General features: G+C 51.0%; 11 protein-coding genes. 9 read left to right on the top strand and 2 right to left on the bottom strand.

Features of this window, described 5'->3' with window-relative positions; genetic code table 11:
• Positions 1 to 13 precede the first annotated feature (13 nt).
• Positions 14 to 2,659, bottom strand: coding sequence for a [protein-PII] uridylyltransferase (gene glnD, locus CWE12_RS03370; RefSeq protein WP_126788244.1), 2,646 nt, complete (start codon positions 2,657 to 2,659; stop codon positions 14 to 16).
• Positions 2,660 to 2,668: 9 nt separating this feature from the next.
• The gene (gene map / locus CWE12_RS03365; protein WP_126788243.1) at positions 2,669 to 3,454 is read right to left on the bottom strand and encodes a type I methionyl aminopeptidase; all 786 of its coding nucleotides are present in this window, start codon (positions 3,452 to 3,454) and stop codon (positions 2,669 to 2,671) included.
• A gap of 348 nt (positions 3,455 to 3,802) precedes the next feature.
• Here map and rpsB point away from each other — a divergent pair, with 348 nt between their 5' ends.
• The 9 genes from rpsB (at position 3,803) to bamA (ending at position 13,714) form a co-directional block, all read left to right on the top strand.
• Positions 3,803 to 4,540 (top strand): 30S ribosomal protein S2, encoded by a 738-nt coding sequence (gene rpsB, locus CWE12_RS03360; protein ID WP_126788242.1) that lies wholly within the window; start codon positions 3,803 to 3,805, stop codon positions 4,538 to 4,540.
• Positions 4,541 to 4,620: 80 nt separating this feature from the next.
• On the top strand, positions 4,621 to 5,499 hold the full coding sequence (gene tsf / locus CWE12_RS03355) for a translation elongation factor Ts (RefSeq protein ID WP_126788241.1): 879 nt from the start codon (positions 4,621 to 4,623) through the stop codon (positions 5,497 to 5,499).
• 134 nt (positions 5,500 to 5,633) lie between these two features.
• A complete protein-coding gene (pyrH, locus tag CWE12_RS03350; RefSeq protein WP_126788240.1) occupies positions 5,634 to 6,359 on the top strand; it encodes a UMP kinase in 726 nt (241 codons plus the stop codon).
• A gap of 48 nt (positions 6,360 to 6,407) precedes the next feature.
• Positions 6,408 to 6,929 carry a ribosome recycling factor gene (gene frr / locus CWE12_RS03345; RefSeq protein WP_420836627.1) on the top strand — a complete coding sequence of 174 codons (522 nt, stop codon included), beginning with the start codon at positions 6,408 to 6,410 and terminating at the stop codon, positions 6,927 to 6,929.
• A 78-nt stretch (positions 6,930 to 7,007) separates the two neighbouring features.
• Positions 7,008 to 7,784 (top strand): polyprenyl diphosphate synthase, encoded by a 777-nt coding sequence (gene uppS, locus CWE12_RS03340; protein WP_126788238.1) that lies wholly within the window; start codon positions 7,008 to 7,010, stop codon positions 7,782 to 7,784.
• A gap of 2 nt (positions 7,785 to 7,786) precedes the next feature.
• A complete protein-coding gene (locus CWE12_RS03335) occupies positions 7,787 to 8,665 on the top strand; it encodes a phosphatidate cytidylyltransferase (protein WP_126788237.1) in 879 nt (292 codons plus the stop codon).
• Positions 8,662 to 9,858, top strand: a complete 1,197-nt coding sequence (ispC, locus tag CWE12_RS03330) for a 1-deoxy-D-xylulose-5-phosphate reductoisomerase (RefSeq protein ID WP_126788236.1) — start codon at positions 8,662 to 8,664, stop codon at positions 9,856 to 9,858. The genes CWE12_RS03335 and ispC overlap by 4 nt, the downstream gene beginning before the upstream one ends.
• Positions 9,859 to 9,860: 2 nt before the next feature.
• The gene (gene rseP / locus CWE12_RS03325) at positions 9,861 to 11,204 is read left to right on the top strand and encodes a sigma E protease regulator RseP (protein ID WP_126788235.1); all 1,344 of its coding nucleotides are present in this window, start codon (positions 9,861 to 9,863) and stop codon (positions 11,202 to 11,204) included.
• Positions 11,205 to 11,236: 32 nt separating this feature from the next.
• Positions 11,237 to 13,714 (top strand): outer membrane protein assembly factor BamA, encoded by a 2,478-nt coding sequence (bamA, locus tag CWE12_RS03320; RefSeq protein ID WP_126788512.1) that lies wholly within the window; start codon positions 11,237 to 11,239, stop codon positions 13,712 to 13,714.
• Position 13,715: the final 1 nt, after the last annotated feature.

The raw sequence follows: 13,715 nt of genomic DNA, 5'->3' as shown, positions 1-13,715 counted from the left end.
TATTTTCAGTTAATCAATTGGGATCAGGTTCATCGTTCAGGGTATCAATAATTGTCTTTTTAAGCTGTTCACACTGGCTTTCACTCAGTGCCTGCTGGTGCTCGGAGGTGACACTGAATAAATCCTCAGCCTGTTCACCAATGGTGGTAATCTTGGCTGCCTGCAAAGTGACATTCTGTGCTTGCAGAACCTTAGCCAGCATCGCAATCAGGCCCGGGCGATCCAGTGTGACCAATTCAAACGTGGTGCGTTTCTTATTTTTCTGCGCAAGAAAGGTGACCTTTGTCGGCACATTGAAATTACGCATCCGCCGTGACAGATGACGTTTAGCTGAGGGAGGTGAACGTCGCTTACGCAGGACATCGTAGAGATGCTGTTTGACTTCCTCAATTCGCTGCGGGTCAACCAGTGGTTTGCCATCGGTCTGCAGCAGGACAAAAGTGTCCATTACATAGCCGTCACGGGTATTCAGGATTTGTGCATCATGAATACTCAGCTGCTCACCATCGAGCACGGCCGCAACGTTGGCAAACAAGTGGCTTTCTTCATGATGGTAGATAAACAGCTCGGTGGTACCGTGATTATTTTCGTCGCCAATCAGGATCAGCGGTAGCTGATGCTCCTGCAGATGGACAATGTGCTGAGTATGCCAGGCAATTTGTTCTGGGGTGTGGCGATTAAAATAGTCCACTGTAAAGCGAGCCCACAACTGAGTGACTTCGTTGGCCGCATAGCCTGCGCTTAACAGCAACCCCATTGCTCCGGCGCGATTGGCGTTGATCCGCTCACGAATGTCCATGCTGTGACTGCCTTTCTGCTGCAGTATATTGGCGGTGGCATGGTAGAGCTCTTCAAGTAAGGTCGCTTTCCAGTTATTCCACAGGTTGCTGTTGGTCGCACGGATGTCGGCGACGGTCAGGCAATAGAGGTATTGCAGCCGTTGCATGGTCTTTACTTCACGGGCGAATTTTTGCAGCACTTCAGGATCGTAAATATCACGCTTCTGCGCCGTCACAGACATCAGCAGATGCTGGCGAACCAGCCAGCCTACCAGTGCCGCGTCGTCGTCGGGATAGTCATGCTGTTGACAAAAATGGAGGGCGTCGACTTCACCCAACTCCGAGTGGTCACCTCCACGGCCTTTGGCAATATCATGGAAAATACCGGCGAGGAACAAGAGTTCGGGTTTGGCCATGCCTTGCACCAGTTCGCTGCAAAGCGGGAAGCGCTCACTTTGTTCTTCCAGAGTGAAATTGTAGAGGTTGCTAATCAGGCGAAAGGTATGTTCGTCCACGGTATAGGCGTGAAACAGGTCAAACTGCATCTGCCCAACAATATGCTGCCATTGGGGCAGGTACTGCGCCATGATGCCATGCTGGTGCATCAGCGCGAACGGCAAGCCGAAGCCCCGCGGGTGTTTCACAATGGCGTTAAAGTAGCGTCGGCAGTCAGCGTCGTAACTAAGGGGCTGCTGTAACTGCCCCCGCGCATTGCGCAGTAAGCGGATGGTATGCGAATGGATACCTTTGATATCACTGCGCTCTGTTATCAGCAGGAAAAACCGCATAATCGTCTGTGCGTGTTTAAACACATCATCATGGCGGGCGCTGATAAGTCCGCGCAAAATGACAAAGTCCGCATCCAGCACCAGTGGTGCAGGGGACGTGTCACCGGTTAAAATGGCCTGCTCAAAGAACTGCAACAGCATGCGGTTCAGTTCACACACCCGCAGCACTACTTTGAAGTAGTCTTTCATCATCTGTTCAACTGAGCTCTTACCCTCACGGCCATAGCCAAGGCGCATCGCTACGCCGGGCTGATAGTCAAACAGTAAGCGGTCTTCGGCTTTGTCGGCTTCCAGGTGCAGGGCATAACGGACGCGCCAGAGAAAACTGGTGCAGTCCTGCAGTTCTAAGAATTCATCGGCGCTGATGTAGTGGTATTCGACCAGGCTTTCATCATTCTTGGTGCGAAAATGGTGTTTGGCGATCCAGCCGATGGTCTGAATGTCTCGCAGCCCGCCTGGGGACGATTTGATGTTCGGTTCCAGATTATACGAGGTGCCGTGGTAGCGTTGATGGCGCGACGTCTGTTCATCTACTTTGGCCTGATAAAAAGCGCGGCTGGACCAGGGGAAGTCGCGATTAATACGTTGTTGTAAACGTTCAGTGAGCTGCTCGTCACCACATAACAGGCGATTCTCAATCAGCGTGGTGGCAATGCTGATATCCTCGTCGGCACCTTGCATGCATTGCTCAACGGTACGCACTGAATGGCCGACATCGAGGCGTAAATCCCACAATAGCGTAACCAGTTCACTGATTTTTTCTACATTTGGGGTGCTTAAATAGCCTTCGTGCAGAAACAGTAAATCAATATCGGAGCAGGGGTGCATGGTGCCGCGACCATAGCCACCGACGGCTAATAGCGCTAAATCGTCAGCTGGTAATTGCAGCTGCGACCAGAGGTGACAGAGTAGTTGGTCGAAAAAATACGCCCGGTGCTGCACCAGTATATCGATGTCGGCACTGATAAACTGTTCGGCGGACCAGTCATTGTAGGCTTTTAGCTGCGCCTTAAAGCCCGCCAGATCACTTAAAGAAGCGGGCCAGTGGGCGCTGAACAGTTGAGCAAATTCGGGAGCGGCGTGCTGGCGCATGGGTGGCTGTTAACTATGCTCAATGACGCGTTCGATGGCTTCATCGTCGCGCAGAGTGAGAATTTCCACACCCGTTTCAGTCACCAGTAGGGTATGTTCCCACTGCGCACTTAAACTGCGATCTTTGGTCAGCACCGTCCAGCCGTCTTTAAGGATTTTAGTGTAGCGTTTTCCGGCATTAACCATCGGCTCAATGGTCAGGCACATGCCCGCTTTCAGTTCGACACCGGTGCCCGCGCGTCCATAATGCAGTACTTGCGGGTCTTCGTGGAATTCATCGCCAATACCATGGCCGCAGAATTCACGCACGATGGAGTAGCCGAAGCCTTCGGCATAGCTTTGAATTTCGTGGCCCAGGTCGCCCAGGCGAACGCCAGGCTTAACCATACGGATTGCTTTATAAAGGGACTCCTGGGTCACCTGAGTTAAGCGCTTGGCCAGAATAGAGCCTTCACCAACGATAAACATCTTACTGGTATCACCGTGATAGCCGTCTTTACGTACGGTGACATCAATATTAATAATGTCGCCTTTTTTGAGAGGTTTTTCGTTGGGTATGCCATGGCATACACAGTGGTTAACCGAGGTGCAGATAGACTTAGGGAAACCGTGGTAATTGAGTGGTGCCGGGTATGCGTCGTGAGCGACAATATAGTCGTGACAGATGGTGTTCAGTTCATCTGTAGTGATGCCCGCTTTGACATGTGGGGTAATCATCTCCAGCACACTGGCGGCAAGACGGCCCGCGACACGCATTTTTTCAATTTCTTCAGCAGTTTTAATCTTAATCGACATACCAAGCACTCAATTGTTTGAAGTAACCCTGTGGACCTGTGGAGTCGGCCGCTTACGTCAGACAACGTCAGGGGTTGTTTGCAGCGGCCAATGGTAGCAGAAAGCAACCTTTTACGCACCTGCTGAACAGCGCGCCAACCAATAGAAAATTTTGAAATTAATGGTCAATTGTGGTATAAAACGCGCCGCAACCCCATGGGCTGCAAATTGAGCTTTAGAAACTAAACTTTTAATACTTAAATTACACACATATATCGACACATGCTCCGGGGTGCCTGACGGGTTTGACTCAACGGGTCGGTGGCATGGGATATATGGAGGCGTAACCCCTACTTGAGGAAATTTAAAATGGCTACAGTGTCAATGCGTGACATGCTGAAAGCGGGTGTCCACTTCGGTCACCAGACTCGTTATTGGAACCCTAAGATGAAGCCTTTCATCTTCGGCGCGCGTAACAAGATTCACATCATTAACCTGGAGCAAACCGTTCCAATGTTCAATGATGCACTGAGCTTCTTACAGCACACCGCGTCTAACAACGGTAAAATTCTGTTTGTTGGTACTAAGCGCGCAGCTGCTCAAACGGTTAAAGAAAGTGCATTGTCTTGCAACCAGTACTTCGTAAACCACCGCTGGTTGGGTGGTATGCTGACTAACTGGAAAACCGTTCGTCAGTCAATCAAACGTCTGAAAGACTTAGAAGCACAAAGCCAGGACGGTACTTTCGAAAAGCTGACCAAGAAAGAAGCGCTGGTTAACTCGCGTGAAATGGACAAGCTTGAGAAGAGCCTGGGCGGTATCAAAAACATGGGCGGCTTGCCTGACGTATTATTCGTCATCGATGCTGACCATGAACACATCGCGATTAAAGAAGCGAACAACCTGGGTATCCCGGTTGTATCTGTGGTTGATACCAACTCGAACCCAGACGGCGTTGATTACGTTATCCCTGGTAACGACGATGCTATTCGTGCCATTCAGTTGTACCTAGGCTCGGCCGCTGCGACCATCAATGAAGGTCGTCAGCAGTCAGGTGTAGCGGTTGCATCTGAAAAAGACGAGTTTGTTGAAGCAGACTCTGAATAAGTAAGACACTTGAATAGACTGCCCGGTGTCTGTCACAGGCACCGGGCATTATTTGAATTTGATTGGCTGAGGACAAGACAATGGCTGTAACTGCCGCAATGGTAAAAGAATTACGTGAGCGTACTGGCGCTGGCATGATGGATTGCAAAAAAGCACTGGAAGAAACCCAGGGCGATATCGAAACTGCAATCGACAACATGCGTAAGAGCGGCCAGGCGAAAGCTGCCAAGAAAGCAGGCCGTGTTGCTGCTGAAGGGATTATCCTGACTAAAGCAGAAGGCAACGTAGGTACCTTGGTTGAGCTGAACTGTGAAACTGATTTCGTATCACGTGACAAAAGCTTCCTGGCATTTGGCGACGAGGTTATTAACGCTGCGTTTGCTAACCAGGAAAACGACATTGAAAGCCTGAACAACACCGACCTGGGTGAGAACACCGTTGAAGTGACTCGTGCTAACCTGGTTGCTAAAATCGGCGAAAACATGAATGTACGTCGCGTTCGCACCGTAACTGGTGGTGACCGTGTAGTGACTTACGTTCACGGTGGTCGTATTGGTGTTGCCGTTGTAATGACTGGCGGCTCTGATGAGCTGGCGAAAGACGTTGCAATGCACGTCGCTGCGAGCAATCCACAGTTCGTTAAGCCAGAAGACGTGGCTGAAGAAGTGGTTAACAAAGAGCGCGAAATCCAGGTTGATATCGCTATGCAATCTGGCAAGCCAAAAGAAATTGCTGAGAAAATGGTTGAAGGCCGGATGAAGAAATTCACTGGCGAAATCAGCCTGACTGGCCAGCCGTTCGTTAAGGACCCAGCTAAGTCTGTTGGCGAACTGCTGAAAGAAAATAGTGCTGATGTACTGGACTTCGTTCGTTTCGAAGTTGGTGAAGGTATTGAGAAGAAAGAAGAAGACTTCGCTTCTGAAGTTCAGGCTCAGGTTGCAGCAGCTAACAAAGGCTAAGTAACCGTGGCATTGACGCCGGAACTGAACTGACTCTAAACTAACCGCGCCTCGTTTTAACGGCAGGGCGCGGTTTTTTTTGACCTGAATTTATCAAGCTCTGATTGTATCAAGTAAATAAGGAAGCCATAGCCATGAGCACGAATCCAAAAGCGAGTTATCGCCGCGTCCTGTTAAAATTAAGCGGAGAAGCCCTGATGGGGGACGAGCCGTTTGGCATTGATGCCAAAATGCTGGACCGCATGGCGCAAGAAATTAAAGAAGTGGTGGAACTTGGAGTCCAGGTAGGTTTAGTGATTGGTGGTGGCAACCTGTTTCGTGGTGAAGGACTGGCAAAAGCGGGTATGAACCGTGTTGTTGGTGACCACATGGGGATGCTGGCAACGGTTATGAATGGCCTCGCTATGCGCGACGCACTGCACCGCTCGTATGTGAACGCACGGCTGATGTCGGCGATTGAATTGACTGGTGTTTGTGACAGCTACAACTGGGCAGAAGCGATCAGTTTACTTAAGTCAGGGCGTGTCGTAATCTTCTCCGCAGGCACTGGTAACCCGTTTTTTACCACGGACTCTGCAGCCTGTTTACGCGGCATCGAAATCGAAGCTGAACTGGTTCTTAAAGGAACCAAAGTGGATGGAGTCTATTCGGCCGATCCAATGAAAGATGCAAACGCTACTTTGTATCAGCACGTTACCTATGACGAAGTGCTAAGCAACGAATTGAAAGTCATGGACCTGGCAGCATTTACGCTGGCGCGGGACCATAACTTACCGATCCAGGTTTTTAACATGAATAAACCGGGTGCCCTGAAAGCTGTTATTATGGGCGAACAGGAAGGCACACGGATTAGCAACTAAAGGTGAATCATCGTGATTAATGATGTGATTAAAGACGCTAAAGAGCGCATGGCAAAAAGTGTCGACGCACTAAAAAGTCAAATGTCTAAGGTTCGCACGGGACGTGCGCATCCGAGCATCCTGGATGGTGTTCGTGTGCCTTATTATGGCGCCGAAACACCGCTTAACCAGTTAGCTAATATTACCGTGGAAGATTCGCGGACCCTGGCGATCACGGTATTTGATAAATCCACTACCGGCGCTGTTGAAAAAGCGATCATGACCTCGGATCTGGGTTTGAATCCAGCCTCAGCAGGGACTGTGATTCGGGTTCCTTTACCCCCGTTAACCGAAGAGCGGCGTAAAGAGCTGGTTAAAGTGGTTCGTTCAGAAGCAGAGCAGGGCCGTGTTGCAGTGCGCAATATTCGTCGTGACGCCAATGGCGACCTGAAAGAATTGCTGAAAGAAAAAGAAATCACCGAAGATGACGAGCACAAAGGTCAGGATGACATTCAAAAAATCACTGACGAAGCGATCAAGAAAATAGACGATGCGCTGACTGCGAAAGAAGCGGAACTGATGGAAGTTTAAGCGCTCATCCGCGAAGCCATTGGAGGCTGACGCCGTGTAAGGTATACTTGCGCGGCGTTTATTTTTTGTGAACTTGTGATGACGGCAATCAACCCAACTGCAATCGATCAGGCTGTTTTACCGCGCCATGTCGCTATTATTATGGATGGCAATGGGCGTTGGGCAGAACAGCGTGGAAAGGCCCGCACTAGCGGGCACAAGGAAGGTGCGTCTGCCGTACGCAGAGCAGTGGCGTTTGCCCGTCGCAATGGTATCGAAGCGCTGACCCTGTTTGCGTTCAGTAGCGAGAACTGGAAACGCCCGGCACTTGAAGTGAAAGTGCTGATGGAATTATTCGCCACCGTGTTGACCCGGGAAGTTGAAGAGCTGGATCAGCATGGAGTGCAATTGCGGATCGTAGGTGACACCAGCCAGTTTAGTAAACGTTTGCAGCAACGTATTGCCGCTGCAGAACAACAGACTGAAAAGAATGACAAACTGGTGCTGAACATTGCCGCTAACTATGGTGGCCGTTGGGATATTATGCAGGCGGCACAACGCTTTGCAGCCGACGTTGAAGCCGGGCTGCAAACTAGTGCAGATTTGACCGAAGACCTGTTAGGGCAATACATGTGCCTGGCAGACGGTCCACCACCAGATTTGCTGATACGAACAGGCGGAGACCTGCGAATTAGCAATTTTCTACTGTGGCAGCTCGCGTATGCAGAATTATATTTTTGCGATACGCTGTGGCCAGACTTTGATGATGCCGTCTTTGCGCAGGCAGTTAGTTGTTTCGTCGCGCGGGAACGTCGCTTTGGACTCACCAGCCAACAAATAAAAACATTAATGGCAGGTGACACACTTGAGGACTAATTTTGCTTAAACAACGTATTTTGACAGCGTTGGTACTGATCCCACTGGCACTGTACTGTATCTTCTTTCTTTCTTTGAATGGTTTTGCCATTTTCGCCCTGGTGGCTCTGTCCATAGGTGCCTGGGAATGGTCCCCGCTGATGGGAGTACGACGGCTTTCCGGTCGTATCGCTTATACCGTTCTGGTGGCCGCTTTAATCGCGGTTCTTTATGTACTCGCCCCAATTAATTCACTGTGGTCTGAACAAGGACTGGCCCAACCTATGGTGGTGGCGATAAGCGCCGGCGTTATCTGGTGGCTGGCTGCGATTCTGATGGTGCTTAACTTTCCGGGTAGCCAGCGTCTGTGGCGCCGTAGTCGCGTCTACGTGGGTGTTTTTGGGGTCCTGGTGCTGGTGCCTGCATGGGCAGCGTTAATTAGTATTCGCGCGTTAAATTACGACCTCAACCCCTTGTTTGGCGCCTGGACCGTGCTATTTATCTTTGTCTTAGTATGGGCCGCTGATGTGGGTGCTTATGCCGCAGGGCGCGCCATGGGTAAACACAAAATGATCCCGGCAGTGAGCCCGAATAAAACCATTGAAGGGCTTTGTGGTGGGGTCGTGCTGGCGTTCGTGATTATGGTGCTGGTCGCACAGCTGCTGCCCATTCCGCGCGAGCTTTATGTCGGCTTCTACAGTGTCGGCCTGGCAACTGTTATTGTCTCGGTGTTTGGTGATTTAAGCGAAAGTATGTTTAAACGTTGCGCTGGGGTTAAGGACAGCGGCTCTATTCTGCCCGGACACGGTGGTGTACTTGACCGCATCGATAGCCTGACGTCTGCGTTGCCGGTGTTTGTGCTGGGTTATTTAATGCTTATCCATCCTGCGCTGGCGTCATGAGTGGTCAACGACTTACTATTCTGGGGGCCACTGGCTCTATAGGCAGCAGTACACTCGATGTGATTGCGCAGCATCCTCAACGCTTTGAGCTGTTTGCGGTGACCGCACACTCCAACGTTACGGCGATGGAAGCGATATGTCAGCGTTTCACTCCAAGCTATGCGGTGATGGTGGATGAACAGGCCGCAACTCGCTTACGCGAGGCATTGGCTGACAAACCTCAGATTACTGTTCTGGCCGGCGCTCAGGCGTTGCTTGAGGTCAGTGCTGCGAGTGAAGTGGATCAGGTGATGGCAGCTATTGTTGGAGCCGCAGGACTGGCTCCCACACTGGCTGCAGTAAAGGCCGGTAAACGGGTTCTGCTGGCGAACAAAGAAGCGCTGGTGATGAGCGGGCAGCTGTTTATGGACGCGGTCCAGCATTATGGTGCAGAGTTGCTGCCAGTCGACAGTGAACACAATGCTATTTTCCAGTGTCTGACCACGCATGCGCAGACGACGCTCGGCCAGGTTGATTTGGAAGCAGAAGGGATCAGTAAGATTCTACTGACCGGTTCTGGCGGTCCATTCCTTAATTTGCCCGTTAACGAGCTTAATCAACAAACCCCTGCAGCGGCCTGTAAGCATCCAAACTGGTCGATGGGACAGAAAATATCAGTTGATTCTGCGACCATGCTTAATAAGGGACTGGAATATATTGAAGCGCGCTGGCTGTTCAATTGCCGCCGCGAGCAGCTGGACATCGTTATTCACCCGCAGAGTGTGATTCACTCGATGGTGCAATACAGCGATGGCTCGGTACTGGCTCAATTAGGTCAACCAGACATGAAAACACCGATTGCCCATTGCATGCACTATCCCCATCGACGCAGCAGTGGCGTCAAGGCACTGGACTTTACTCAACTGGGAGCATTGACCTTTGTCGCCGTGGATGAACAGCGTTACCCATGCCTGCGTTTGGCTCAGCAAGCCTGCTGGCAAGGTCAGGCGGCGACTACTGCATTAAATGCAACCAACGAAATAGCGGTAGAAAACTTTCTCGCTGAACGGATTCAGTTTGGTCAAATCAGCGAAGTCTGTGATAGGGTGCTGCAACAATTGCAGATGCCTGCATTAGGCAGTATTGACGACGTGGTCGCCTTCGACAAAAAGGTGCGCCGGGTCGCTTCTGAATGTGTGGAGGCTCTGACCTAGTCATGGGACAAATTATCTGGACGCTGGGTGCGTTCTTACTGGCTATCGGGCTGGTCGTGACCTTTCACGAATTCGGTCACTATTGGGTTGCTCGTCGTTGCGGCGTACGGGTACTCACGTTTTCGATAGGTTTTGGCCGCCCACTGTGGTCGCGAGTTGCTAAAGACGGCACACGGTATCAGGTGGCCATGGTGCCATTAGGTGGCTACGTGCGTATGCTTGATGGTCGGGTTGACGAGGTGTCAGCAGAGCAGGAGCATGAGAGCTTTAGCCATCAGCCAGTACTCAAGCGGATTGCCATTGTGCTGGCAGGGCCAGTCTTCAACTTTATTTTTGCCCTGGTTGCCCTCTGGTTGATGTTGATGATCGGGGTTGCTTCGTATCGGCCGGTGGTGGGTGACGTCACCGCTGGCAGTATTGCAGCTGAGGCAGGTTTGCAGCGTGGCGACGAGATTGTTCGTGTAGACGGACGACGTACCGAAGAATGGCAGGCCGTTAACCTGGCCCTGGTTGAGCGTATTGGCGACAGCCAAACGGAATGGGTGGTTGAGAATAACCGTGGTGAACAGCGCCAGTTAGCGTTCGATCTCAATGCCTGGACGTTTGATCCGGATCGGGAATCGACTATCGCCAGCCTGGGTTTACGCCCGTTTCAACCGCAAGTTTATACCAGTCTGGCACAGGTCATGGATGATTCACCCGCGGCACAGGCTGGTTTGCGCACAGGGGACAAAATTCTTGGCATTGATGGAACTATGCCAATGGATTGGGAACAAATAAGTAGCTTTATTGCAGCGAACCCGAGCCACCAGGCAGAGATGCTGGTTGAGCGGGGCGGCGAGCAGTTCAGCATGCAGGTCGTATTCGGGGAGCAACAGGGACAGGGCTTTTTAGGCGTAGTGCCGGAAATGGAACCTTATCCTTCAGAATACCAGTTCACAATGCAGTATGGACCGCTTAGCGCGGTGCCGCAAAGCATTGACCGCACTTGGCAACTGATGACGCTGAGTGTAAGTATGATAAAAAAACTCATCACTGGCGATGTGTCAGTGAAAAACTTGAGTGGCCCGATTGGGATCGCGGTAGGGGCAGGGGACCACGCCAGCTATGGTCTGGTGTATTTTCTTAGCTTTTTGGCACTTATCAGTGTCAGCCTGGGTATCCTTAATCTATTGCCAATTCCCGTGCTGGACGGCGGTCATCTGGTTTATTACATCATCGAGTGGGTGCGCGGGAAACCGGTCCCTGAGCATATTCAGGAAATCGGTTTTCGGGTGGGAATGCTATTACTGTTCGCACTGATGGCGCTGGCGCTGTTTAACGATATTTCGCGCCTGGTACCCTAAATTTGAATTCGCAATTAAATAAGTATGACTACATGACGTTGAAGAAGCTGTTATTTGGAGCGGTATTTCTGGGAACAGGGACAAGTGCGTACGCCGCCGATCCTTTTGTTGTTGAAGATATCCAGGTAGAAGGTTTACAACGGGTTGCCTTAGGTGCTGCGTTGACATACATCCCGGTGCAGGTAGGCGACGAGATCGATGCCTCGCTGGTAGCTGAGACCATACGCGAGCTGTACGCGTCATCGCATTTTGATGATGTGGAAGTGCTACGTGATGAAGGCGTCTTATTGATTCGGGTCACCGAGCGCCCGACCATCAGTGATATCACCTTTGAGGGCAACGAAGATCTCGAAGATGAGCAGTTACAGGACAGTTTACGTAACAGCGGGGTCGTCGTCGGTGAGCAACTTGATCGAACCATGATCCGTGATATCGAAGGCGGCCTTGAAGAATTCTATCAAAGCGTCGGTAAGTACAATGCCAATGTAAGTGTCAGTGTTATTAATCTGCCGCGGAATCGGGTGGAGCTGCGCTTCAATTTTACCGAAGGCGCTGCTGCTGAAGTGAAGCAAATCAACTTCATCGGCAATGATAGCTTTAACCGTGAAGAGCTGATGGCTCAGTTTGAACTGCGTGATGAGCTGCCCTGGTGGAACTTCTTTGGCAAGCGTCAGTATCAGCAGCAACAGCTCGGCGGCGATCTGGAGACTCTTGAGTCGTTCTACCGTGATCGTGGCTATGCCCGTTTTCAGGTGCAGTCGGTGCAGGTGGCCATGACCCCGGAAAAAGACGGTATCTACATTACCGTCAATGTCGACGAGGGGGAGCAGTATCAGGTCAATGACGTGACCGTACTGGGTGACTTGCGTGGTCATGATAACTTTATTACTGCGGTGGCTGAAAGTGCTGAGGGGCGGCGCTATAACGCCTCGTACATGACGAATATTGAAGAATCGATTAAGGGATACTTTGGCCGTTTCGGTTATGCGTATCCTGAAGTCCGTGCCGTGCCTGAGATGAACGATGATGACCTGACTGTCGATTTGACCTTCGTGGTTGAACCAGGCAATCGTGCCTATGTGCGACGGGTCGAGTTTGTCGGCAATGATGCAACTAAAGATGAAGTGCTGCGTCGCGAGATGCGGCAGCTGGAAGGCGCCTGGTTGAACCAGCAGCAAGTCGAAGGCGGTAAAACTCGGCTTGAGCGGTTGGGCTATTTTGCCAGCGTTGAAGTTGAGACGGTGCGGGTACCGGGTGAAGATGATCAGGTCGACTTGATTTATCGGGTCGAAGAACAGCCTTCGGGCTCGATCCAGGCTGGTATTGGTTATGGCGGTTTTAGCGGGTTGAGCCTGAACGCAGGTATTTCCCAGGAAAACTTCTTTGGTACCGGTAACCGGGCCGGTATTCAGCTTAATACCAATCGCTATCAGAAAGATGCCCAGGTCACGTACCGAGACAACTACTTTACCGATGACGGGGTTAGTTTAGGTGGCAGTATTTTCTATCGGGATTTTGATGGTAGTCGCGCTAACCTGGCTCAGTTTAGTCAAAAAAGTTATGGTATCTCCAGCGATTTAGGGTTCCCGATTAATGAGTACCAGCGAATCAACTTCGGTGTAGGCTTTACCAATACCGGGATTAGCCAGTACCAACAGATTGATCAGATGACTCAATTTCTTAACCGCTACGCAGATCCACAAAATCCGGAAGGGTCGGTTAACTTTAAAACCTATGACCTGAGCCTGGGGTGGCAACGCGTAACATTGAACCGTGGTGTGTTCCCAACCGCGGGGACCCAGAACGTGGTTTCTTTGAAAATGACAACGCCAAACAGTGACGTTCAATTTTTCAAAGCCAACTATCGTTTCCGTCATTACCTGCCGATTGACAGCGATCATAAATTTGTCTTCCTGACGCGTTTAAATGCGGGCTACGGTAATGGCTATGGCAGCAGTAATGGCGTTGAGAATACGCTGCCATTCTGGGAGAATTTCTATGGTGGCGGTCAGGATTCATTGCGCGGTTTCGAAACCAACCGGATCGGGCCACGCGGTATCCTGCGTCAGCCGACTTATGTTCAGGGGCCGCCGGATGCCAATGGTAATCCGACCCGGATTGCGTTGGGGCCTGAGTATGATACCTACGAGGTAGCTGCGTTCCGGGGTGTCGGTGGTAACGCAATGATAAGTGGCGGGTTTGAACTTATCGTACCAACTCCGTTTGCTGGTGAAGACGCTGCAAACACCGTTCGTACCAGCCTGTTTGTGGATGCTGGTGTGGTATGGGACACTGAGTTTGATTATGCTTCGTACGCTGATTTGCGTAATGTAGGTACAAAAGAGCTGTGGGATTACAGCAGCGCTAGTAATTATCAGGCGTCCTACGGTGCATCGGTTCAATGGCTGTCGCCGATGGGGGCTTTGACTTTCAGTTTAGGCTTCCCGATCCGCTCGCTGGATCCATCGGTTGAAGAACGCTTTACGTTTAACTTAGGCACGACATTTTAAA

Origin of the sequence: Aliidiomarina sedimenti, from assembly GCF_003986955.1 — a bacterium.
GTDB classification, from domain to species: Bacteria; Pseudomonadota; Gammaproteobacteria; order Enterobacterales; family Alteromonadaceae; genus Aliidiomarina; species Aliidiomarina sedimenti.
This window is presented reverse-complemented; position numbering and strand designations above follow the sequence as displayed.